The sequence below is a fragment of the Streptomyces sp. NPDC059534 genome (assembly GCF_042743475.1).
In the GTDB taxonomy this organism is placed as follows: domain Bacteria; phylum Actinomycetota; class Actinomycetes; order Streptomycetales; family Streptomycetaceae; genus Streptomyces.
In genome coordinates this window covers 239,668-262,294 of record NZ_JBHWAQ010000001.1, presented here as the reverse complement: position 1 = coordinate 262,294, position 22,627 = coordinate 239,668, and the positions used below count along the sequence as shown (strand labels likewise).

The following is a 22,627-nucleotide window of genomic DNA, read 5'->3' as shown; positions in this document are numbered from 1 at the left end:
GCGGCCGGGCCGCGGGGTACGAAGGGGGGCCGACCGCCCCGGCGGAGGGCGGTGGCCGTCGTGTCACGGCGTCGCCCCCTGCGGCGGGTACGCCACCGGGGCCTCGTACGCCTCCGGTGGGATCGCCGGCAGGGCCGACAGGTTGTCGGCGGGGTCGGCGTTGGGCGCGGTGCGCAGGTAGCGGCCCCCGTCGCCGTCGGGCGCGGCGACGACCGGGACCCGGTTGCCGGGGGTCCGCTCCACGTACAGGGCCCGGCGGCCGTCGAGCGCGGCCAGGGCCTCGGCGCGGGACATGCGCCACCAGCGGCCGTCCGGCAGGCGGCCGGCGATCTCGCGGACGAAGACGCGGTCGCTGCCGGGGACCCGCTTGCGGACGTGGGTGATCCGCAGGCCGGGGCCGTGCAGTGGCAGCAGGGCCGACGCGTGGTGGGCCACGCGGACCGGCCGCTGGAGCGTGATGTGCGCCAACGCCGCCGCGTTGCGGCCCCAGGAGAGCGTCGGCGCCCCGGGGCCGGGGTGCAGCGGGCGGGGGTCGGTGCCGAAGGCGGGCCGTGTGCCGACGTGCGTCAGCGCGGCCAGCTCCTCCGCGCCGCGGACGGTCCTCGCCCAGTCGACGTCACGCCAGGTGAACGGCCCCGGCCCGTACACGGCGTCCCTGGGCGGCTCGTCGAGACCGAAGGAGGGCGCCGTGGCGTGCTCCTCGAAGACGAAGAACCAGCCGGGATCGGTCTCCGAGCCCAGCGCGTCGGCGACGGTGAGCGGGAAGCCGACGAACAGCACGTCGGCTCCGATCTCCCCGGTGAACACCGGCTCCAGGCGCTGCTCGCCCAGGCGGCGCGGCCCGCCGGGCACCGCGGGCGGCAGTGCGCGCCGGGCGTGCAGCCCGAGGGAGGGGAAGCGCCGTACGACCTCGCCCCGCACGAGCAGCACGACGGCGTCGTCGCCGCCCGGGGGCTTGCGCACGGTCGCGCCGAGGGCGCTGTGGCGGCCCCAGTCGCGCATCGGCGGCACGTCCGGCTGTTCCCGCCCCGGTTCCACGGTGCCGCGCGCGTCCCAGAAGTGACGGAAGGCGGTGGCCCCGCGGTCCGTGGGGTACTCGCGCCACAGGAGTTCGCGGCCCAGTTCGTGGTTGGCGCCGGCCAGGAAGGACTCGATGAACCGTCCGTTGGCGCGCAGCAGGCTGACCGTGTCCGCCGGGACGTTCTGCACCCCCGGCAGCAGGTGGTCGGCGCCCAGCTCGGTGAGGAGCTCCGCCATCGGCTGGGCGAAGGACGGTGGGGCGAGCAGCGGCCCGAGCGGGTCGGGCAGCCCCGAACCCGCCAGGTCCGCGCCGTCGATGCGGGCCGCGACACGCGCGGTGACGGCCGTCTCCGGCTCCGTCGCCTCCCGTACCGCAGCGGCCAACTGCCGCAATGGGACCTCGGGTTCGACCTCGCGCAGGGCGCGGTCCTGCGCCGCGAGCAGGGCGTTCTGATGGATCTTCGCGGCGTCCCGGAAGTCGGAGGTGATCTTGCGGCGGCGGGCGGCGACGGTGCCGGGCAGGTCGGCGAGGGCCACTCCCGCGCCCTGGTTGACCCAGCCGTACCAGGCGCCCGCGTCGGCCGTGATCGGCGCGGACCAGGAGCGTGGCGCCCCGGTGCCGCCGTCGACGTCCCAGCCTATGCGGTAGGAGGCCGAGTTGGCGGTCGGACCGTCCTCCAGGACCAGGACGACGAGGTCCGGCTTCTCCGAGCCGCTGAAGTCGGCGACCGTGATCGCGGCGCCCGCCGCCTTCGGGACGGTGCCGGGCACCTGGACGACCGGTCCCCATGTCCCGATCCGTCCACGGGCGTTGATGTCCCAGCCCACCCGGTAGGACGTGGTGGCCCCGGCCGCGGTCTGCTCCGTCAGCATCACGATCAGCTCGGGGCGCAGGTCGTGGTCGAGGTCGGCGACGGCCACGCCGAGCCCGCTGACGGCGGGTGCGGCCTCGTCCGGCCGTCCCGGCCACGGCACTTCGACGGAGTCGGACCAGCCGCCGCGCGCCACGCCGTTCTCGGGCGAGATGTTCCAGCCGATCCGCAGGAACAGCCGCTTGTTGCCCTTGAGGCCGCCGAGGTAGACGACGATCATCTCCTGGTTGCCGTCCCCGTCGAGGTCGGCGAGGGTCGCGCTGCCCGCCTGCACGTACGCGGCCTCGGTCAGCCCGCCGGAGGCCGTGGCCGGCGTCGACATCGGGGTCGGCATGGCCACCGGCCCCTTCCACTCGGCCGGGTTGCCGTCGGCGTCCAGGTCCCGGGCGATCATGTAGCGGCCGAAGTTCCCGACGTGGCCGTTGTTGTCGAACTCCTCGATCCAGAAGACCAGCGCGTCGGGGCTGCCCGAGCCGTTGAGGTCGGCCGTGGCGATGCCGAAGCCCTGCGTGTGCTCGGCGGACATCCGCTCCCCGATACCGGGCTTCAGCTGCCAGCCGCCGCGCACCGACCCGTCGAAGTCCGTGGCCCGGCCGACGCGCAGGTACGGGGTGTTGATCCCGGGCGGCGCGTCGACGTGACCGACGAGCAGATGCGAGAGGAAGCCCAGCCGCGGACGCCAGCGGATGTGGGCGGGCGGCTGCGCCGCGGGGTTCCCCTTGCCGCCGAACTCGGGCCGCCCGAGCGGGTACCAGACGTTGTCCCCGGCGCGGTCGACCACGATCAGCTGCCCGTCGGCGACGACGTGGACCAGGGAGCCGTACGTGGCGCCCTGGACGCCCTGGTTCGGTCCGGACGGCACGCGCCCGCCGCCGGGCACGGCATCGGCCGGAGGGAACACGAACACCGTCGACTCGGAGTGGGAGAGCACGACCTTGCCGTCGTGGCCGAGGCCGAGGGTCCGGGACACCGGGGGCAGTCCGGTCACGGGCAGCCACAGGAGGTTGCCGAGGAGGTGGTGGCTCAGGTACAGGGAGCCGTTGGCCCCGACCCCGTAGTAGCGGCCGTCGTGGGCCCGCAGCGGAATGCCCCGGTCGGGAGTGAACCCGCCCTGGGGCACCGGCTGTATACCCGTGAGGTCCTGGTGGACCCAGTCGGTGCCGTTGTGGGTGAACCGGATGAGGTTGCCGACGCGGTTGACGAGCATGAGCTCCCAGAGACCCTGGTACGCCACCCCGGTGATCCAGAAACCGCCCGGCATGCCGAGCTTCCTCCAGCCCCACGACGCGTCACGTCCCTGGAGCTCCCACAGGTTGCCCCAGTCGTCCACGACGTACGCGGCCTGGTGGAGGTAGTTCGTCGAGCCGAGGCCGTCCGGGCGCTGAAGGCGGACGGCCGTGGCGAGCCGCCCCTCGCCGGCCACCAGCGGGCGGGTGTAGCCGGAGGAGCTCTCGTACGGGATGCCGTGGTGCAGCCACACCCACTGCTCGCCGTCCCAGCGCAGCTGGTACAGATTGCCGTTCGCGCCGATCACGAAGACGTGCAGGTCGCGCACGGCCGAGGGCGGCGAGGCGCAGGTGGTGCCGGGCGGGAAGCCGTGGTCGACCCAGCCGGGCACGTTCTGCTGGGTGACCCGGGACATGAGCCGGCCGTCGTCGGTGACGACGAACACCCGGTTCGGCAGTGCCGCGCCGACCCAGCGGACGGCGGGCACCGCGGGCGCCACGTCCTCCCTCGGCTCGGTCGGGTCCCGCTCCCACCAGCGGGTGGTGAGCCGGTCGGCCTTCAGCCCCTCGAAGGTCTCGTGGCCGGAGAGGTTGTCGACGCCGGTCAGCCCCGCGGGCGTCGGCAGCGGCGGCACCGCCGCCTCGGTGCGGCGGGCGAGGGAAGCGGCGAGACCGGCGGCTGCCGTGTCGCCGGCCGCCGGGGCCGCCCCGGACGCGGCGGCCCGGCGCGCGACCGGCCCGCCCGGCCGCAGCAGCCTCCGGAACGCCGGGTCCATCGCCGCGCGCGCCTCCTTGTTGCGGCCCAGCTCACCGGCGGCCGTGCCGTCGCCGTACGCGACGGCGTCCCGTACGGCCGAGGTCATCTGGAGCATCCGGGCGGCGAGCCGGTCGTCGCCCGCCGGCACGGTTCCGGAGGCCGCTCCGGGCAGCCGCCGGTGCAGGCTCTCGGCGACCGTTCGGGCCAGTTGGCCCTGCCGCAGCAGCTCGTTGGCACGGCGCAGCTCCGCGGCCTGGTCCCACGCGGCCGCCACCAGGTCCTCCTGGTTCCGGCGCACCACCTCGGCGCCCAGCGCGGCGGCCGCCCGGTGCCGCGGGTCGAGGTTCAGCTCGCGCAGCCAGGTGGGACCGGCCTGCGGCGAGGGCAGTCCGGCGGTGCCCGCCTGCGCGGAGCCGTAGACCGGCGGGACGAGCGCCGTGTTCAGTGGGCCCGGGTCCAGCGCGGCCTTGTACGCGGTCCGGAAGGCGGCGGCCGTCTCCGGGTGCCACGGGAGCGGATCGGTGCCCGCGGTCCGCAGCGCCCCCTCCAGGTCGAGGACCCGCCCCGGGTGACCGGCCGGCGGCGCGGGCAGACCCCCGCCGGCCGCCCCGACGTCCACCGGCCGGGTGCCGACGTCACCGGGCAGCGCGCGCGGGGTGAGGGCCCGGACGAGGGACTCGAAGTCGCCGTCGAGTCCGGTGGCGAACCCCCAGTGGTGGTACACCGGCAGCAGCCACTCCGTCACCTCGGGCTGTTCGCCCACGGCGGGCCAGGCGGGCCGCAAGGAGCCCTCCGGCACCGGAAGACCGAGCCCGGCGAGCCGTCCCGCGTCGAAGGCGGGCACCACGGCCGCGACATAGCGGGTGCGCGGGCGCAGCCTGCGCGGACACAGCAGCCGCGACAGCGTCCGGTCCGGCTCCTCGGCCAGGATCCGGTCGACCTCGGCCTCGCCCGCGCCCTCGTCGGTGGCGACCTGGGCGTGCGCCCAGGCCCACGACTCCGCGAGGTCGGGCAGCTCGGACCGGCGGCACCGCAGCCGGGGCAGCGCGCCGTCGGACGGCAGCACCTCGGCGTGGTCCGCCTCGACCACGACCAGGACGAGCCAGGGGCGGAGCCGCCCGACCTCGGTGGCACCCGCCGGGGTGAACAGCCACGGCAGGTCCGGCCGGTCGAACTCGACGGCGGGGAACAGGTGTGGCTCCGCGTCCGCCGCCTCCGCGGCCGGGAACACGCGCAGCACCTGCCCGGCGTCGATCCCCGTCACGTCCCCGGGCCCGAGCAGCCGGGCTGGTACGGCGACGGAGTCGCGCCCGGTCAGCCGCGGCCGCAGCGTGACGGTGGTCCGGGACTCCATGGGCCCGGACGTCGGGTCGGTGGCGCCACCGGCGGCGGCGAGGCCCTCACGGACCCAGGACAGGAAGGTCAGGCCGCTCAACGCGTCCCTCCGGTGGTGGTGTCGACGGACGGAGTACGGGGGGTGGCGCGGAAGGCGGTACGGCCTCCCGGGGCCGCGGGGCCGGAAGCGGGCAGGCCGGAGCCGCCCGGCGCGGGGAGCGCGGGGGTGTTCCGGGTCAACGCGCTCCCCCCGGCACCGTCGTGGGCGTGAGGCGCAGGCCCGCCGCGGCCAGGTCGCGGCGGTGCTCGGCGGCCTCCGTCCAGGTGGTGCCGCGCGCGGCGGCCGAGCGCCGCCGGCCCGTCTCCCCGGGCTCTTCGGAGACGGTCCAGCGGGTGTCCCGGACGCCGAGGTCGCGGGGGGCGGCGGCGAAGCGCTGCCGGCCCTTGCGGCGGGTCGCCGCGCGGGCGGCGGGCGCGGCCGCGATGCGCGTCCCGGCCGCCCCGAAGCCCGGCGCGGCGGTACTCCCGGCGGGGGAGGCGCTGCGGTGGACGCCGTCCTGGACGACTTCCTCGTAGCCCACCGGGGAGGCGAACACCCCGGCCCGCTCGCGTGCGCGGGCGAGCGCGCCCTCGGCGCCGGCACCCGCCGTGAGCAGGTCGAAGGAGGGCGCGGCGAGCTTCTCCTCGTCCGTCAGGTCGAGGAACTGCGCGGGCGCGAAGTACTCCCGGGTCGGCGTCAGGCGCACGGTCACCGGCGCCGTCGCCGGGTCGGCGTCGTCGACGGTCAGCTCGGGCTCCAGATCGAGCCTGCGCGGACCGTCCACGGGCGAGGTGCCGTAACGGGTCAGGGTGACGCCCAGCGGCGCCACCCGCTGGGTGAAGGACAGGCCGCCCAGCGGATGGACGACGAGCCGGCCCTCGGCGTCGGGGATCTCCCGGAGGGTGACGACCGTCCGGCCGGCCCCGGTGAGCTGCGCCGTCCAGTTGCGCGGGTCGGCGAGGGCCTCCTCCACCTTGGCCGCGACGTCCACGGCGGCGGGCAGCGCGGCGGGCGCCGGACGCCCGCCGAAGGTCCGGTCGAAGCTGATCTCGCCGCTGAAGAAGAGGAGTTCGAAGCGGGCCCGGCCGCGCACGTGCCAGGGCGCGGGACCGGAGAGCGCGATCTCGACCGCGACGCCCATCAGTGTCCGGCTGCCCCGCTTCAGCGACACGTGCCCGGCGATGTCCACCTCGAAGCCGAACGGCTCGAAACGCACCAGGGCGTCGAAGGCGAGCAGCCCCTCGACGCTGAAGCCGAGCGCCGCCGCGTACAGCTCCAGACGGGCGCCGAACTGCACCGTGTTGGAGGTGAGCGCGAAGTACGCCTCCAGCCGGACACGGGGGTTGTCACCCTGGAGCAGCGACAGGTTGAGCCGCCGCAGTTCGGGGAAGCCCTCGGGCCGCTGGAACCGGGGGTGGAAGCCGCCGGCGGACAGCGCGAACGACGGTCGGCCCTTCCAGCGGGCCCGCATCGCCATGTCGCCGGTCAGCGCGAACGCGGCGATCCGCGAGTCGTACAGCGTGGCGTCCACGGACGCCTCGCCGCGCTCGAAGTCGATGACGCCGAGCACGTCCATGTTGATCACGACGAGGGCGGTCTCCTCGGTCGGCAGCGCCATCCGCAGCCGTCCCAGGAGCACGAGTCGCACCGGCGTGGGCAGTTCGAGCAGCAGGGCCAGGTCGAGGGTGAGCAGCGTGGGTGTGCCCCAGCCGATCCGGGCCATCGGACCGACCACGTGCCGCCCGGGGGTGGGCGGGAACACGGCGCCGAGCGTGGCGACGATCTCGGGCGCGCGGGCCAGCGGGTCGCGCGGGAACAGCACCGAGTCCAGGGCCTTGCTGCGGACGCCCGCGCGCAGGGTGTCCACCGACACGGAGCGGTTGACGCCGATCAGACCGCCGACGCCGGACAGGGTGAACCCGAAGCCCAGCTGGATCGGCGTGAACTCCGCCGACACCAGGATGAGCAGCGAGAAGCCCTCCGTGCCGTCCGGCATCCGGGTGGTGAGCAGGCCGACGGCCTTGAGGGCGATGCTCTCCAGCTGGAGCGCGAGCACACCCGCGTACTCGCCCTTGTCCCGGTCGAAGAACAGGTAGCCGCCGCCGGTGACCGGCCCGGCGGAGACGTCCAGGGCCGCGCCCTTCGGAGGGGAGAACGCGGCGCCGAGACCGACCGGACCGAGGTTGCCGTCGGAGGTGGTGAGACCGGCCTCCAGACCGATGCGCTCCACCGTGGCCCGAACGGGCCCCAGGTCGAGCCGGGCGGTCGCGGAGACGCTCGCGCGCAGCTCGCCCTCGGTCGCGTCCGCCCCCAACGCCAGGTGGATCGCCTGGAGTTCGATCGGCCCCAGGCGGGCGTTGACCGGCAGGGTCGCGTCGAGTCCGGCGGACCCGGTGAAGCTCAGGCCCTTGCGGCGCGACCACTGGAGGCCGAGCGCGAACTCGGTCCGCAGCCCCTCGGCGGGGAGCACCTTCGCGAGGAACCCGTCGCCGTCGCCGCCCGCGACCACCACGGCCGCCTTGTCGGCGGCGATGCCGATCTCGAAGTCGTCCCGGCCCTCGGCACCCTCCGGCACGTCCTCGAGCGCGGCCTTGAGCCAGGCCCGGAACCGGCTCACCTCCAGGCGGGTGCCGGAGGCGCTGCCGAGGAGCAGCGCGGGCGCGTCCTGCTCGCCGGACTTGCTGATCTCCAGGCCGAGTTCGACACGGCCGGCGGTGTCGGTGGTGAAGGACACCCCACTGGGGCCGATGGCGACGGCGGGCCCCGCGCCGGACAGGTCGGCGGCGATCGCCCAGCCGTGGCCGAGCAGTTGACGCACGGTGGCCTGCCCGCGCGGGACGACGACCACCCCGAGGTCCCCCGAGACGGGGGAGGAGATCGCGAGGGTGGCGCCGATCTCGCCGCCGACCCCGGGCGCGACGGCGACCGGGACGCCGAAGGTGAGCATGCGGCGGCCCAGCGCGAGGGACGCCTCGTCGAGTCCGGTGCCGCCGGTCTCGCCCAGGCCGACGAGGACCCGGACGCCCAGCTCGTGCAGGAGCCCGCCGAGCCGGGGCAGCAGCTTCGCCGCCAGCGCGTCCGCCGTGGCCTCGTCGACCAGACCGCCCGGCAGGTAGTCGGCGCGCAGCGCCGCCACGGGGTCGGTGACCAGCTCGATCAGCCGCTCCGGACGCAGCCGGGCGCGCGCGACCGAGGTCCGGACCGGCTCTCCGGCCTCGTTGACGACCGGGGTCTGTTCCCCCGCCTCCTCGGGCAGCGCGAGCACCCCGAGCAGGACCAGGACGTGGTACAGGACCGCGTGGTGGCGCAGCAGCCAGTCGGTGACCAGGAAGTGGACGACGTCCTCGGCGAAGGCGGCCGCGTCGAACCCCGCGAGGGACGGCGGCACGTCCCGTACGAGCTCCACGGCGTCGCCGATCACGTCGAGCAGCCGTCCCAGGCCGTCGAGGTCCTCCGGCGGGTGCTCGACCAGGTCCTGGAGGCCGCCGACGGCGCTCGCGGCGGTCGTCAGCCAGGCGCCGACCTCGGCAGCGCCCTGCTCGCCGGCGGCGGCGGGGTTCCAGCCGGTCCTGGCCAGCAGCCGGGCGAGGTGCAGCGGGTTGGCGACGGCCTCGGTGACCGGCTGGATCAGCCGCAGGATCTCGGTGACGAGGGCGCTCTGACCGTCGACGGGCCCCGGGGGCGTGTCGGGGCCCTCGGGTTCGCCCTCGGTGGGCAGTTCGGTCATGTCGGCAGTCCTTGGGTGTCGAGCACGAAGTCACGGGCGGTGCGCAGGGTGCGCTGCTCGGCGGGCAGGTCGGCGAGCGGAAGGGCGAAGTGGCGCAGGTTGCTCCCGCCGAACCAGTCCGGCCATTCGTCGACGACCCGCAGGGTGTGACCGGGGTCCGAGTAGCCGGGATGGCTGTCGTGGTTCGCGGGGTGCGGCTGCCAGCCGGTGACCGAGGTGTCGGGGCAGGGGTTGCCGGCGAGGATCGCGGCGGCCAGGGCCACCTCGTGGTCCTGGGTCCAGGTGGCCGTGTTCGGGCCGAAGGTGAGCCCCGAGGCGGCCGCGGCCGTGGACACCACGTTCTGCAGCCGTACGGACGCGGTGGAGGCGGGGTTGCCGCGCAGCAGGTACGCCGGTCCATAGACGTGCCAGCGGTGGATCAGGGCGGCGGTCTTCTCGGAGCGGAAGACGTCCCCGATGGTGGTGCCCGCCTGCAGCGGCACGGGGTTGGGCGCGGTGGGGTGGTTCCAGGGTGTGGCGCGCAGGTCGCGCAGCCGCATCCGGGCCATGTCCCACATGGAGCGGCGGAAGCCGTCCACGGTGCGGCCGGCCATCACGAAGCGGTAGAACCAGTGCCACAGCCGGAAGTACTCGTGGTCGGCGTACTGGCCGTACTTCTGGGTGACGCCGGGCCCCGGCGCGGGGAAGCCTTCGAGGGGGGCGGTGCTGCCGTCCTGCCGGGTCATCACGCCCCGCGCGGCGTACTTGCGCTCGGCGGGGACCCAGGGCGACGGGGTGCCGCCCTGGCCGTTGCCGGTCCAGACCCGGTCCGGCTGCACGCCGAAGAACCCGAGGACCTTCTGGAAGGACGCCTCGTCCCGGCTGCGCAGATAGGCGAAGTAGGCCCACAGCTCGCCGTCCTTCACCCCCCAGAAGGGGCGGTCGGGCCGGCCGGGCTCGGTGAGGGGGTGCCAGACGCGGGTGCCGGCGGTCCAGTGGCACAGGCCCAGCGAGGCGAACGCGTGGTCGTAGCAGTTGACGGCGTCGAAGTATCCGAGCGCCTCCACCTCGGCGACGGCCCGGACCACCTTGAAGGTGGCCAGGGTGTCGGCGTCGAGGTCGCGCAGCCGGGTCCCGACGAGCGCCTCGGGGGTGATCTCGGCCTCGGGCGCCCAGGACTGCCGCCGTGACGGCTCGGCGACCGGGCCGGCCATCATGCGGAACGGGTCGGTCGCGACGGCCTTGGGGTCCGGATAGGGGGCGCGCTGTCCGATGGGTGTCCTGCGCTCGACCTCCCAGCCGTCGGCGGGGCGGCCGGCGGGCCGCGTCCAGTAGTCGGAGAAGTCCCTGGCGTACATCCGGGGCGAGGTCTTGGTGTTGTTGGCCGGCGCCTCCCAGCGCCAGAGGTTGTCGGCGAGCCGGGCCGGGAGGCCGCCGGAGGCGGGGATGACCGGGATGACGTCGGGGTCCGCCGAGGCGTCGAGCCGCCAGCCCTCGACGACCACCGGGCAGCGCCGGCCGTACGCCTTCCAGCGCGCGATGGCCTGACGGGTGGCGGTGTCGACGACGCCGCTGACCGGTCCGGTGAACCGCTCCGCCGCGGGGACGGCGACGCTCTCCAGGGCGGAGGCCCAGCGGTGGTCGCGCAGCGCCATGACGGCGTCACCCGCCGGATGGGCGGCGGCGCCGGTGCCGTCGGCGCCACGGGCGACCGTCCAGGTGGTGCCGGACACGGCGGACACGGTGACGTTCTCGTCGCCGACCCGGGCCTTGAAGGGCAGCGCCGGCAGGGTGCCGGTGGCGGGCGCGGTCAGGGTCAGCGTGGTGCCGTCGACGGTGAGGGGCTGGGCGAGGCGGACGACGGTCGTCGCGACCCGGGCGACCTGGCCCATCTTGGCGTAGGACTGCAGTTCCCGTACGGCCCAGCGCACATCGCGTCCGAAGACGCCGTCGCGGGTGGTGATCACGGCGAAGCCGAGTTCCAGGAGGTCGCGTTGGAGGTCGCTGACGTGCTTCACTCCGGCGGTGCCGCCGTTGGTGGAGGCGTCCGTGTCGCCCTCGCGCAGCGCCTTGCCGCCGTACAGGTCGGGCAGTGCCGTCGGCGGGGGACCGGTGGTCTGGCCGACGTCCAGCGGGACCGTGAGCCGGGTCAGCGGGGCGCCGTTGACGTTGCCCGGCAGGTGCCACCAGAGCGTCTGTGTCACCGACTTGGCGTCCTGGCCGTCCCAGGCGAACTGGATCTCGCCGATGTTGTTGCGGCCGACGATCTCCCGGCCGCTGCCGGTGACGGCCATGTAGTCCAGGTGGTTGTCGGCGGCCTGGACGTACTGGGCGAGGGCGGCGCGGCGGTCGCCGGTCGCCGGGAAGGAGACCGGCGCGGGCCCGCCGGGGCGTGGCGCGGTGCCGTCCGGGTCGTCGTGCCGGTAGTAGCTGAGCTCGTACTCCCACTCGGGCGCCGGGCTGTGCACGGTGGAGCCTTCGACGAGTTCGAGCATCGCCGGGCTCTCGTGGAGGTAGGCCAGGCCGGTGGGCAGGCCCAGGGCGTCGCGGGTGCGTACGGGCAGGAAGGCGCCGGCCGTGTTGGCCCAGCCGGCGCGGCGGGTGTGCGGCAGCTCGATGACGTCGAGGTTGAATCCGGCGTGGTGCAGCAGCATCGTGCCCGTCGCCTCGTTCTTGAGCGAGCTGGACGTCAACTGGGCGAGCACGGCCCGGACCTGGCCGGGCGTCGAGCCGAAGGGCGTCGACGCGCGGTAGGCCATGCGGGCGGCGAAGCCGTAGTGGACGTCGCCGCCGAGGGAGACGACCCGCCGCCGCCGGACGCCGTCGGCGCCGGGCGCCGCGTGGCCGAGGAGGCGGGCGACGAACTTCTCGAAGGCGCGCGGGTCGTGGCCCCACGCCTCGTAGTCCTGGTCGAGCTGGCCCGGATACCCCTGGAGCCGTCGCACGGCCGGCTGGGCGAACTCCTCGATGAGCGGGTCGCCGAGGACGGGGCACGGCGACAGCAGCACCGTCACCTTCTCCAGGCCCTGGTCCTCGGGGGCCTCCACCATCGCGGCGAAGGAGGCGTCGGAGTACAGCAGCGACGGCGGGTCGGTGTAGCCGCCGCGGAAGACCCGCTGGGTGCGGGTGTCCAGGGCCACCAGCTGATGGGCCGGCCAGGTGATCGCGTAGTGCCAGACGAGGGAGCCGTCCGCGCGGACGATCCGCCCGGCCGAGTCCGCCCCCGTGGGTGTTCCGGTCCGGCGGGCGATGACCGCGGCGGGGCCCGCGGCCGTGTGGTCGGGGGCGGCGAGCGCCGTGAGCAGCTCGCGGCCCGCCTCGCCGCGCGGCCCGTCGGCGAACTGCTCGGGCGTGTTCCCCCAGCCCTGGCAGACCGCGTACGAGGCCATCGCGTTGCCGAGGAGCTGGCGTCCGTGCACGAGGCCGCAGACCTCGTGCACCCACTTCTTCGAGATGTACCAGTCGTCCGTGACCTCGTGGTCGTCGAACATCATGTAGGTGGCGGTGTTGGCGAGCGCCCTGCGGACCATGCCCAGGGTGTTCCGGAAGCCGTCCACGTGGTCGCACTCGGCCACGTACTCCATCAGCCGCTCGTGTGCCTTCTTGTACTCCGGCTTGTCCCGCAGGCCGAAGAACTCGGTGTGGTCCGGGTCGCCCAGGGCGGCGGACTCCCTCGGGAACAGCTCGGCGAAGAACCGCACCGGTGACACCGCCGGCCACAGCGTCGGCGACCAGACCAGGAGGTACATGGCGAGGAACTCCGAGAACCGCAGCAGGTGACTGCGTGCCTTGGTGCTCGTCATCATGAAGTCGTCGAGGATCATGTCCTGCCGCCAGCCGGGCCGGAAGGACCACTTCTGGTGGGCGGGATGGACCGTCGGGAACGTCTCTTCCCGGCCGAGCAGCGTCCGGCCGTACACGGTGCACAGGTGGAGCAGCCCGTCGGCCACGTCGTCCGCGTAGATCTGGTCACCGGTCAGGATCAGCTGCTGGGGCCGCCGCCGCTCCGAGCCCGCGTCGGCCTTCAGGACCTCGTCGAGGATCGACAGGGCGTCCGTGCCGCCGGCGTGCGGCTTGCGGCAGGAGGCGTGGAAGAGCCGGAGGTCGCCGGGACGGTCCGGCGGTGTGACGAAGCTGGGCAGCGTGGGGGCGCCCGAAGTCCCCTGGTACAGCAGGGCCTTGCGGGCCTCCGCCTCGTCCGCGGCGATCACGCCGGGGGTGAAGAGGCCGGGCGCCCCGGCGGCCACCGGTGTCGCGGGCGAGGACAGGTCCTCGCCGAACCGCAGCGCGTACCGGTGGATCGTCCCGGACCTGAGTGTCCCCCCGGAGGGGGTCGCGGCGGTCACCGCGACGAGGTGCAGGTGCTGTCCGATCCGCGCGGTGACCCGGGTGCCGGTGAGGGCGGGCGTCGCGGGGAGCGCGCCCGAGGCCCCCTCGTACACGTCGAGCGTGACCTTGCGTGGAGACTTCAGCGCCAGCCACACGGTGACGGTGCTGCGGTCGACCCGCCGGACGATCGGTCCGGCGAGGACCAGTGGCAGTGCCGCGACGTCCAGCGCGGGAAGAGCGGACACACCGGTCCCCGCGCTTGTTCCAGATGCCCCCACATGTCCCCCTGTCGGTGCGATGGCGAGCGCGATCGTACCTTCACAGGAAATACATCCGACAGGCATATGACGGGAGTGTCGTGAAGAACTTTCTTTCGACAACAACCGTGCTCAGGTCTGTACTTGACTGACCGTCACTCGCTCTCCGCTCGTCGGCGCCGGCGGGGCACGGAGTCCAGGAGGAGCCGGGTGTACGGGTGTTCGGGAGCGCCCAGGACCCGGTCCACCGGACCCGACTCCACGACCGCGCCCGACTTGAGGACCAGCACCTCGTCCGCGACGTGGCGGACCACCGCGAGGTCGTGCGTGACGAAGAGGTAGCCGATGCCGGACTCCTCCCGGATCACGCGCAGGAGTTCGAGGATCTGGGCCTGGATCGACACGTCGAGCGCCGCGACCGCCTCGTCCAGGACCAGCACCCTCGGCTCGACCGCGAGGGCGCGCGCGATCGCCACCCGCTGGCGCTGGCCGCCCGACAGTCCGCGCGGCAGCGCCCCGGCCTCCCGCGTGCCCAGGCCGACCTGGTCGAGGAGTTGGGCGACCCGGGTCCGGCGCGCGGCCGCGTCGAGCGGGGTGTGCAGCCGCAGCACCTCGTCGAGGCAGCCGGAGACCGTCACCCGGGGGTCGAGCGAGAGGTACGGGTCCTGGAAGACCATCTGGATCTCCCGGGCGCGGGCCAGGCGTTCGGCCCGGCCACGGGGGCGCGTCGAACGGTCCCGGCCGTCGAGCCGGACCGTGCCGCCGTCCGGGCTCTCCAGGCCGACCAGCATCCGGACCGTCGTCGTCTTGCCGCTGCCGGACTCCCCGACGAGGGCGAGCGAGGAGCCGGGGGCCAGAGCGAACGACACGCCGTCCACCGCCGTGTGGCCGCCGTACCGCTTGCGCAGTCCTTCGACGACCAGCCCCTCCTTGGTCGAGACGGTCACGGCGTGATCCCTTCGTCGGCGCGGTGGCAGGCGGCGAACCCGTCGCCGTGCACCGCGAGTTCGGGCTTCTCCTGCGTGCAGCGCGGTACGGCGTGGGCGCAGCGCGGCGCGAAGGCGCACCCCGGCGGCGCCTCGGCGAGGGAGACGGGGCGGCCCGGGATGGGCCGGGGAGCCGGCGCGCCCGGCGCGATGCCGGGGGTGCAGGCGAGCAGGCCCGCCGTGTACGGGTGGCGCGGCCGGTCGAACAGCTCGTCGGTGCCGCGGTGTTCCACGATCCGGCCGGCGTACATCACGTACACGCGGTCGCAGACGGACGCGGCCAGTTCGAGGTCGTGGGTGACGAAGAGCATGCCGGTGCCGCGCTCCGCCCGCAGCCGGGCGAGGATCGAGATGATCTCGGCCTGGGTGGTGACGTCGAGGGCCGTGGTCGGCTCGTCGGCGACGAGCAGGTCCGGCTCGCTCGCCAGGGCCGCGGCGATGACGACCCGCTGGAGCATGCCGCCGGAGAACTGGTGCGGATGGCGGCGCAGGGCGCCGCGCGGGTCGCGGATGCCGACCGCGTGGAGGAGTTCCTCGGCGCGGGCGGTGGCCCGCGCGGCCGGGGTTCCGGCGGCCCGCAGGCCCTCGGTGAGGAAGTCGCCGACGCGGCGCAGCGGGTTGACGGAGGCGCGCGGGTCCTGGAAGACCATCGACACCCGGCGGGCCCGCAGCGTGGTGAGCTCGGCGCGGTTCATGGTGAGGACGTCCCGCCCGGAGACCCGGACCTCGCCGGTGGTCCGGGCGCCCGCGGGCAGCAGTCCGAGGACGCTGCGGCAGGCCACGGACTTGCCGGAGCCGGACTCGCCGACGAGGCCGACGGTCTCGCCGGGCCGTACCGTCAGGCTCACCCGGTCGAGGATCGGCCGGGCGGCCCGGTCGCCGGGCAGGCGGACGTCCAGCCCGTCGAGCTCCAGCACCGGTGCCGCATCCGTCTGTGCGCGCATGCCTCTCACCGTTCCCGCTTCGCGATCCGGTCGGCGAGTCCCTCGCCGACGATGCCGAACGCCACGACGGCGAGCACGATGCACACCGAGGGCGCGAGGGCCGGCAGCATCGCCCCCTGAAGGACGGCCGCCTGCCCCTCGTTGATCATGGAGCCCCAGTCGGCGGCCGGCGGCTGCACGCCGAAGCCGAGGAAGGACAGCGCCGCCAGGTCCATCAGCGCGTACCCGAAGTTCATCGCGGACTGGGCGAAGACCGTCGGCGCGATGTTGGGCAGCAGATGGCGCACGCACACGGTCCAGCCGGACCAGCCCTGCACCCGGTACGCCTCGATGTACGGCCGGGCCTTCTCCTGCCGTGCGATGCCGCGCACGAGACGTCCCACGTACGGGGTGTAGGCGACGGCCATGGCGATCACGGGCGCCGTCAGCCCCGAGCCGACGACCGACACGAGCAGGATGGCGAGCATCAGCCCGGGGATCGCGAAGACGAGGTCCATGGACCGGGACAGGAGCGTGTCCACCCAGCCGCCCCGCCAGGCCGCCACCACTCCGAGGAGGGTGCCGAGCAGGGTGGAGACGCCGACGACGAGCAGCGGCCCGAGCAGCCCGGTGCGGGCGCCGTGGAGCATCCGGGACAGGATGTCGCGCCCCGACTGGTCGGTGCCGAGCAGGTGGTCGCCCGTGGTGCCGACGAGGCTCGCCGACAGGTCGAGCGCCTCCGGGTCGTACGGGGCGATGACGGGCGCGAGCAGGGCGACCAGGACGAGCGCGACGAGCACGGCGACCGAGACCGCGAAGAGCGGACCCTGGCCGAACAGGCGCAGCGCGCGGAACCCCGGCCTGCGGTACGGCACCGCGGAGGTGGTGGTGGTCATGAGGAGCCTTCCCCGAGGGAGAGACGGGGGTCGATGAGCGGGGCGAGCAGGTCGACCAGGAGGTTGACCAGGACGAAGGCCGCCACGCTCAGGAGCGTGATCGCTTGGACGACGGCGAAGTCCTTGGACGTGACCGACTGCACGAGCAGCGAGCCGAGCCCGGGGACGTCGAACGCCGTCTCGACGATCGAGGTGCTGATCAGGAGTCCGGCGAGCATGGTGCCGCCGACGGTGACGACGGGGCCGAGCGCGTTGCGCAGCACGTGCCGGCGGACCACGGCCGGGCCGGCGACGCCCCGGGCCCGCGCCACCTCGACATGGTCGCGGCCGAGTTCGTCGAGCATCGCGGAGCGGGTCACCCGGGCGAGGAGCCCCGCGAAGGACAGTGCCAGGGCGAAGGCCGGCAGGGTCAGCTGGTAGAGCCGGCCCGACAGGTCCTCCGCCGCGCCGCCGCCGGGTCCGGGGAACCAGCCGAGCTGGACGGAGAACAGCGACACGAGCGCGATGGCCGTCACGAACGAGGGCGTGGCGGTGGCGACACCGGTGCCGATGAGGACCACCCGGTCGGGGAGTCCCGGGCGCAGCGCGCCGAGGATGCCGGCCGTCACTCCCAGCACGGCGACCAGGACGGCGGCGTAGCCGACGAGCAGGGCGGTGCCGGTGAGCCGGGAGCCGATGAGCGTCGACACGTCCTGGTGGTACTGCGCCGAGCGGCCGAAGTCGCCGCTCAGCACCCCGCCGAGCCATTTCGCGTACTGGGTGACGAGCGGGTCGTCGAGGTGGTGCTCGGCCCGCAGGGCCGCCACGGCCTCGGGGGTCGCGGGGCGGCCGTGCAGGAGGAACGACACCGGGTCGCCGGGGGCCAGGTGGATGGAGCCGAAGACCACGAGCGAGGTCACGAACAGCACCGCCACCAGGCCGAGGAGCCGTCCGACGAGGTAGCGCGTCATCGCTTCGTGGCCCCGATCGTCGCGGCCCACGGGTAGTAGAGCTGGGCGATGCCGGCCGGGGCGCCGGTGACCCGCTTGCCGAGGAAGACCGAGTGAGGGGCCTCGTACACGGGGATGATGGGCAGCTCGTCGAGGGCGATCCTCTGGAGCTTCGCGGTGAGCTCGGCGCGCTTGCCCGCGTCGGGCTCGGAGTTGGCCCGGTCGAAGGCGACGTCGAACTCGGCGTTCGACCAGTTGCCGTAGTTCCCGAAGTCGCCGGTGCGCAGGTACTGGTAGAACTCCAGCGGATCCGGCGTGTTGTCGTAGCCGATGGTGATGACCAGGTCGAGGCCGGTGCGGGCGTTCGGGTCGACGAAGAGGGAGCTGTACGCGTCGGGGGAGACCGGCTTCAGTTCGACTTCGAGGCCGATCTGGCGGCCGGCGGCCTGGACGGCGTTGGAGACGACGCTGATCTCGGGCGCGAGGCTGCTGGTGGCGATGGTGATCTTCCGGCCGGTCGCCCCGGCCTCCTGGACGAGCTTCTTCGCGGCCGCGATGTCGTACGCGGGCTCGGGCAGCGTGTCGTAGAGCGCGGCGGTCTTCTCGGGAGCCAGGGCCCAGGCGCCGCGCGCGGCGGGGGCCTTGGCCGGGACGCCGACGCCGCCGGCCGCGGCCTTGATGATGTTCTTCCGGTCGAGGGCCATCGACAGGGCCTTGCGGACCTTCAGGTCGCCGAGCGTGCCGTGGTAGTCGAGGACCGCGAGGTTCGTGGCGCCGGTGTTGGGGCCGAAGAGGAGCGTGCCCTTGCCGCCGGAGCGCAGCTGGTTGAAGGAGGACGACGGGACCATGTAGCCGCCGTCGGCCGTGCCGGAGAGGAAGGCGTTGGAGCGGGCGGCCGCGTCCTCGATGAAGGTGAACTTCACCTGCTCGGACTTCGGCGTGAGCTTCGTGTCCCAGTAGGCGGGGTGCTTCTTGAGGGTGATGTTGTCGCCTTGGGCCCAGGTGTCGAGGGCGTACGGACCGGTGCAGTTCAGCTTGCCCTTGGGCGTGCCGTAGTCCTTGCCGCCCTCGGCGAGCGAGGCGGCGCTCACGACGGTGCCGGGGGAGGCGGCCATCAGCTCGTGGAAGAGGACGTCGGGCTTGCCGAGGCGGACCGTCACCTCCAGCGGCCCGGTCTTCTCGATCGCGTCGACGTTCTTGAAGGAGGAGCCCCAGGGGGAGCCGGTCTTCGGGTCCATCTGGCGCTTGAGGGAGGCGACCACGTCGTCGGCGGTCATGGTGGTGCCGTCGTGGAACTTCACCCCGGGACGCAGCGTGTAGACCAGGGTGCGCGGGTCGGGCTGCGCCCACTTCACGGCGAGGCCGGGCTCGATCTTCAGGTCGGGCGTGACCCGCAGCAGCTGCTCGCAGACGTTGGCCAGCACCGTGTTCGGCGGGTAGTCGTACGCGAGGGCGTAGTCGAGCGTGTACGGCTCGGCGTACAGCGACCAGGTGAAGGAGTCCAGCGGACCCTGCGCGGGCGGCGACAGCGGGGTCACCTTGAAGGACGCGCCGCCGCCGGCGGCCGGCGGCTTGGTGGCGCCGGAGCAGGCGGCCGTGGTGGCCGCGAGCGCGGCGGTACAGGCGAGAAGCGCGATGGCTCTGGGCATGCGCATGGAGACCCACCCCTTTACGGGTGTAGTGACGGGCTCGGGGGGATGGAGCGAGTATTCGTGCGGGAACGTTCCCGCACAAGACCTTCGGGCGACTTTGCGGGAACGGTTTTGCAGAGGTCACGAGGGTGGCACCATCACCCCATGACCGAAGCTTCACGGCATGAAGGGCAGCCCTCGCCGCCCATCCCGCGTGTGCGTCTCGTCGACGTGGCCCGCGAGGCGGGCCTGTCCAAGACGACCGTCTCGGCGGCGCTGAACGGCACCGGGAGACTCTCCCCCGAGGTACGGGAGAAGGCTCGCGAGACCGCCCGCAGAATGGGCTACCGGCCCAACGCCACCGCGCGCCATCTGCGCGCGGGACGGGCCCGGCTGATCGGTTACATGGTGGGAGGACTCCCCGACGCGCTCTGGACCTATCTGGAGTCGCCCTACTTCGCCCGGCTGACCGGTGCCACCGCGGCGACCTCACTGCTCCGCGGGTACGCCGTGGTGCTGCTTCCGGCCGGCACCCTGCAGGGCGAGTGGTCCGACCTGCCGCTCGACGCGGTCGTCGTCGCCGACCCGGTCGCCGGGGACTCCGTCATCGAGGACCTCCTCGCGGCCGGAATCCCTGTCTTCAGCGACCGCTCCGTGGAGGGGCGGCCCGGGGCCTCCTGGGTGGACGTCGATGCCGAAGGGGCCGTGCGCGAAGCCCTGGACCACCTGCGGGAGCAGGGGGCCCGGCGGCCCGTGCTCGTGGTGCCGGACATCGCCACCCGCTTCCACGTGGAGGTCGAGGCGGCGCACCGGGCCTGGTGCGCCGCCCACGGCCTGCCGGAGCTGGCCGTGCGCGTCGCGGAGACCGGGAACGGGCCGGTGGTCCGGGCCATCGAGACCGCCCTCGGCACACCGGAGGGGGCCGAGCGGCCGGACGCCCTGCTCGTGGTCGCGGAGGCGAGTCCGCCGCTCGTTTTGGAGGCGGCACGCCGTCACGGCTACGAAGTCCCGGACGACCTGCTGGTCGTCCTGGTCAGCGAGGACGCCACGGCCCCCTACACCGATCCACCGGTGACCACCCTGAGCCTGCGGCCCGAGGCGGTCGCGGAGGCCGGGGTCGAGCACCTCGTCGCGGTCCTGGAGCACGGCCGCAGGGAGCCCGCCGGGACGCTCGTACCGACGCGTCTCGACGTCCGGGCCTCCTCCGTCCGGTCCGGGCGGGGCGGGTAGCGGCATCTCAGCGGGCGTACACGAGCTCGCCGCCCACGTACGTCCGCTCCACCCGGGCCTCGGCGATCTCCTCCGGCGGGCCGGTGAGGATGTCGCGGTCCAGGACCACGAGGTCGGCGAGGTGGCCGGGGCGCAGGCTGCCCGTGTCGTCGAGGCCGTTCACATGCGCGGTGCCCGCGGTGTAGGCGGCCAGCGCGGTGGTGAGGTCGAGGCGCTGCTCGGCGTAGAAGACCCGGTCGTCGGCGGACTCCGGGTAGCGGCGGTTGACGGCGACGTGGATGCCCTCGATCGGGTCCGGGCTGCTGACCGGCCAGTCGCTGCCCGCGGCGAGGGTGGCGCCGGCGCGCACCAGATCGCCGAACGGGTACTGCCAGGCGGCGCGTTCGGGGCCCAGGAACGGGATGGTCAGCTCGTCCATCTGCGGCTCGTGGGCGGCCCAGAGCGGCTGGATGTTGGCGATCGCGCCGAGCGTGGCGAAGCGGGGCAGGTCCTCCGGGTGGACGACCTGGAGGTGGGCGAGGTGGTGGCGGTTGCCGCGGTGTCCGTTGGCGGTGACCGCGGCCTCCAGGGCGTCCAGGGCCTCGCGGACGCCGCGGTCGCCCAGGGCGTGGAAGTGGACCTGGAAGTCGAGGGCGTCGAGCTCGGTCACGTACCCGCGCAGCGCCACGGGGTCCACGAAGCTCAGTCCGCTGTTGCCGGTGGCGCAGCCGCAGCCGTCCAGGTACGGGGAGATCATCGCGGCGGTGAAGTTCTCCGCGATGCCGTCCTGCATGATCTTGATCGAACCGGCCCGGAACCGGCCCGCGTTCAACTTCTCGCGCCGGGCGACCAGTTCGGGGATCTGCTCGGCGCCCCGCTCGCGGTCCCACCACAGCGCGCCGGTCACCCGGGCGGTCAGCGTGCCGTCGTGGGCGGCGGCCATGTACGCCTCGGACGGGTCCGCCATGCCGCCGAACGAGCCGAGCAGCGCGTCCTGCCAGGCCGTGATGCCGAGCGAGTGCAGCAGCTTCTGGGCCCGCAGCAGGCCGGCGAGCCGGTCCTCGGGCGTGGTCTGTGGCACCAGCCGGGCGACCAGGCCGATCGCGCCTTCCTGGAGCGTGCCGCTGGGAGTGCCGTCCGCCTCCCGCTCGATCCGGCCGTCGGCCGGGTCGGGGGTGTCGGCGGTGAGGCCGGCGAGTTCCAGCGCCCGCGAGTTGGCCCAGGCGCCGTGGTGGTCCCGGTTCGACAGCAGGACCGGCCGGTCCGGGACGACGGAGTCGAGCAGCCGGCGGGTGGGCAGTCCGCCGTCGAAGCTCTCCATCGACCAGCCGCCGCCGGTGATCCAGGCGTGCTCCGGGTGGGCGTCCGCGTACTGGCGGATCCGCTCCAGGTACTCCGCGACGCCGACCGTGCCGGTCAGATCGCACTCGGCCAGCTCCTTGCCGCCGGAGACGGCGTGGATGTGGGCGTCCTGGAAGCCCGGCAGCAGCAGCTTGCCCGTCAGGTCGACGACCTCCGTTCCGGGGCCGACGAGATCGCGCACCTCGTCGTGGCCGACGGCCGCGATCCGGTCGCCGACGACGGCGAGCGAGGTGGCCCGGGTGCGGGCCGGGTCCGCCGTGAAGACGGGACCGCGGGTGAAGACCAGATCGGCCGTGGCCATAGGAGCTCCAGAACATGCGATGACGTGTGGTGGGGTCATGGAAGCGGCCGGGTCGTTTACACGTCAATGGTGTTGACGTAAGGTTCCGGCCATGTCCGAACGCGTCGTACCCGAAGACAGTCGGCAGCGTCGCCGCCCCACCAAGCAGGGCGCCGTCCTCTCTGAAGGGCTCATCGTCGAGACCGCGTTGCGCCTGATCGCGCAGCACGGCGCGGACGCCCTCTCGGTACGGCGGCTGGGCGCCGCGCTCGGCGCCGACCCCACCGCGCTCTACCGCTACTTCCGCAACACCGACGCCCTGCTGCTCGCCGTCGCCGACGAGATGATCGGCCGCGCGCAGGAGGGCTGGACGCCGACCGGGGACTGGCGGACCGACCTCCGGGCGATGGGGCTGCGCATCCACGCCTGCTACCAGTCCAACCCGCGCGCGGCGGCCCTCGCGGCGCACCGCACCACCGGGCGCCCCCACGAGAAGCGGGCCGTCGAGCGGATCCTCGGCATCCTCCGGTCCGCCGGCTTCCCCGACGCCCTCGCCGTGCGGATCTACCACGCCTTCGTCGACCAGGCCCTCGCCTTCGCCGCCCAGGACGCCGCCGCGCTCGCGCTCCCGGCGGCGGCCCAGGAGAAGGAGGCGGAGGTCTGGAACGCGGTCTACGGCAAGCTCTCGGCGGACACCCATCCCCACATCGCCGCGACCTTCCCCCTCCTCGCCGCGGACATGCGCGAGAGCGGCTACCCCTTCGCGCTGGAACTCATGCTCGGCGCGGTGGCCGCTCTCCGGCCGGAGCGGCGGAATTCCTGACCGAGCCGGTTCGAGGCCCTGAACCTGGGCTTCGATGGTGCAGAGG

Annotated in this window: 11 protein-coding genes; 2 read left to right on the top strand and 9 right to left on the bottom strand. The window is 74.1% G+C overall.

Annotated elements, in window-relative coordinates; all coding sequences use genetic code 11:
• Positions 1-63: 63 nt before the first annotated feature.
• The 8 genes from ACFVZH_RS01010 to ACFVZH_RS00975 all read right to left on the bottom strand — a co-directional run bounded on the left by ACFVZH_RS01010 (position 64) and on the right by ACFVZH_RS00975 (position 18,931).
• The gene (locus tag ACFVZH_RS01010) at positions 64-5,310 is read right to left on the bottom strand and encodes a hypothetical protein (RefSeq protein ID WP_384891131.1); all 5,247 of its coding nucleotides are present in this window, start codon (positions 5,308-5,310) and stop codon (positions 64-66) included.
• A gap of 136 nt (positions 5,311-5,446) precedes the next feature.
• Positions 5,447-8,977, bottom strand: a complete 3,531-nt coding sequence (locus ACFVZH_RS01005; protein WP_384891128.1) for a DUF6603 domain-containing protein — start codon at positions 8,975-8,977, stop codon at positions 5,447-5,449.
• Entirely contained in the window at positions 8,974-13,530 is a 4,557-nt protein-coding gene (locus ACFVZH_RS01000) for a peptidoglycan-binding protein (RefSeq protein ID WP_384891125.1), read from the bottom strand. Before ACFVZH_RS01000 ends, ACFVZH_RS01005 begins: the two co-directional genes overlap by 4 nt.
• Positions 13,531-13,697: 167 nt before the next feature.
• Positions 13,698-14,489 (bottom strand): ABC transporter ATP-binding protein, encoded by a 792-nt coding sequence (locus ACFVZH_RS00995; RefSeq protein WP_384891122.1) that lies wholly within the window; start codon positions 14,487-14,489, stop codon positions 13,698-13,700.
• Positions 14,486-15,472 (bottom strand): ABC transporter ATP-binding protein, encoded by a 987-nt coding sequence (locus ACFVZH_RS00990; protein ID WP_384891119.1) that lies wholly within the window; start codon positions 15,470-15,472, stop codon positions 14,486-14,488. Before ACFVZH_RS00990 ends, ACFVZH_RS00995 begins: the two co-directional genes overlap by 4 nt.
• A gap of 5 nt (positions 15,473-15,477) precedes the next feature.
• Positions 15,478-16,347: an ABC transporter permease gene (locus tag ACFVZH_RS00985; RefSeq protein WP_384891116.1), complete on the bottom strand. Its 870-nt coding sequence runs from the start codon at positions 16,345-16,347 to the stop codon at positions 15,478-15,480.
• The gene (locus ACFVZH_RS00980) at positions 16,344-17,297 is read right to left on the bottom strand and encodes an ABC transporter permease (RefSeq protein WP_384891112.1); all 954 of its coding nucleotides are present in this window, start codon (positions 17,295-17,297) and stop codon (positions 16,344-16,346) included. Before ACFVZH_RS00980 ends, ACFVZH_RS00985 begins: the two co-directional genes overlap by 4 nt.
• Positions 17,294-18,931, bottom strand: a complete 1,638-nt coding sequence (locus ACFVZH_RS00975; RefSeq protein WP_384891109.1) for an ABC transporter substrate-binding protein — start codon at positions 18,929-18,931, stop codon at positions 17,294-17,296. Before ACFVZH_RS00975 ends, ACFVZH_RS00980 begins: the two co-directional genes overlap by 4 nt.
• A gap of 141 nt (positions 18,932-19,072) precedes the next feature.
• Between ACFVZH_RS00975 and ACFVZH_RS00970 the strand changes: the two genes are divergently transcribed.
• Entirely contained in the window at positions 19,073-20,137 is a 1,065-nt protein-coding gene (locus ACFVZH_RS00970; protein WP_384891106.1) for a LacI family DNA-binding transcriptional regulator, read from the top strand.
• A gap of 7 nt (positions 20,138-20,144) precedes the next feature.
• On the opposite strand, the gene ACFVZH_RS00965 is transcribed toward ACFVZH_RS00970, so the two are convergent.
• The gene (locus ACFVZH_RS00965) at positions 20,145-21,779 is read right to left on the bottom strand and encodes an amidohydrolase (RefSeq protein WP_384891102.1); all 1,635 of its coding nucleotides are present in this window, start codon (positions 21,777-21,779) and stop codon (positions 20,145-20,147) included.
• A 91-nt stretch (positions 21,780-21,870) separates the two neighbouring features.
• Here ACFVZH_RS00965 and ACFVZH_RS00960 point away from each other — a divergent pair, with 91 nt between their 5' ends.
• Positions 21,871-22,581: a TetR/AcrR family transcriptional regulator gene (locus ACFVZH_RS00960; protein WP_384891100.1), complete on the top strand. Its 711-nt coding sequence runs from the start codon at positions 21,871-21,873 to the stop codon at positions 22,579-22,581.
• Positions 22,582-22,627 lie beyond the last annotated feature (46 nt).

Bases quoted from the DNA above. Each gene is read 5' to 3' on its own strand.
- ACFVZH_RS01005 (WP_384891128.1), bottom strand. From the start codon at position 8,977: ATGACCGAACTGCCCACCGAGGGCGAACCCGAGGGCCCCGACACGCCC.
- ACFVZH_RS00990 (WP_384891119.1), bottom strand. From the start codon at position 15,472: ATGCGCGCACAGACGGATGCGGCACCGGTGCTGGAGCTCGACGGGCTG.
- ACFVZH_RS00985 (WP_384891116.1), bottom strand. From the start codon at position 16,347: ATGACCACCACCACCTCCGCGGTGCCGTACCGCAGGCCGGGGTTCCGC.
- ACFVZH_RS00980 (WP_384891112.1), bottom strand. From the start codon at position 17,297: ATGACGCGCTACCTCGTCGGACGGCTCCTCGGCCTGGTGGCGGTGCTG.
- ACFVZH_RS00975 (WP_384891109.1), bottom strand. From the start codon at position 18,931: ATGCGCATGCCCAGAGCCATCGCGCTTCTCGCCTGTACCGCCGCGCTC.
- ACFVZH_RS00970 (WP_384891106.1), top strand. From the start codon at position 19,073: ATGACCGAAGCTTCACGGCATGAAGGGCAGCCCTCGCCGCCCATCCCG.
- ACFVZH_RS00965 (WP_384891102.1), bottom strand. From the start codon at position 21,779: ATGGCCACGGCCGATCTGGTCTTCACCCGCGGTCCCGTCTTCACGGCG.
- ACFVZH_RS00960 (WP_384891100.1), top strand. From the start codon at position 21,871: ATGTCCGAACGCGTCGTACCCGAAGACAGTCGGCAGCGTCGCCGCCCC.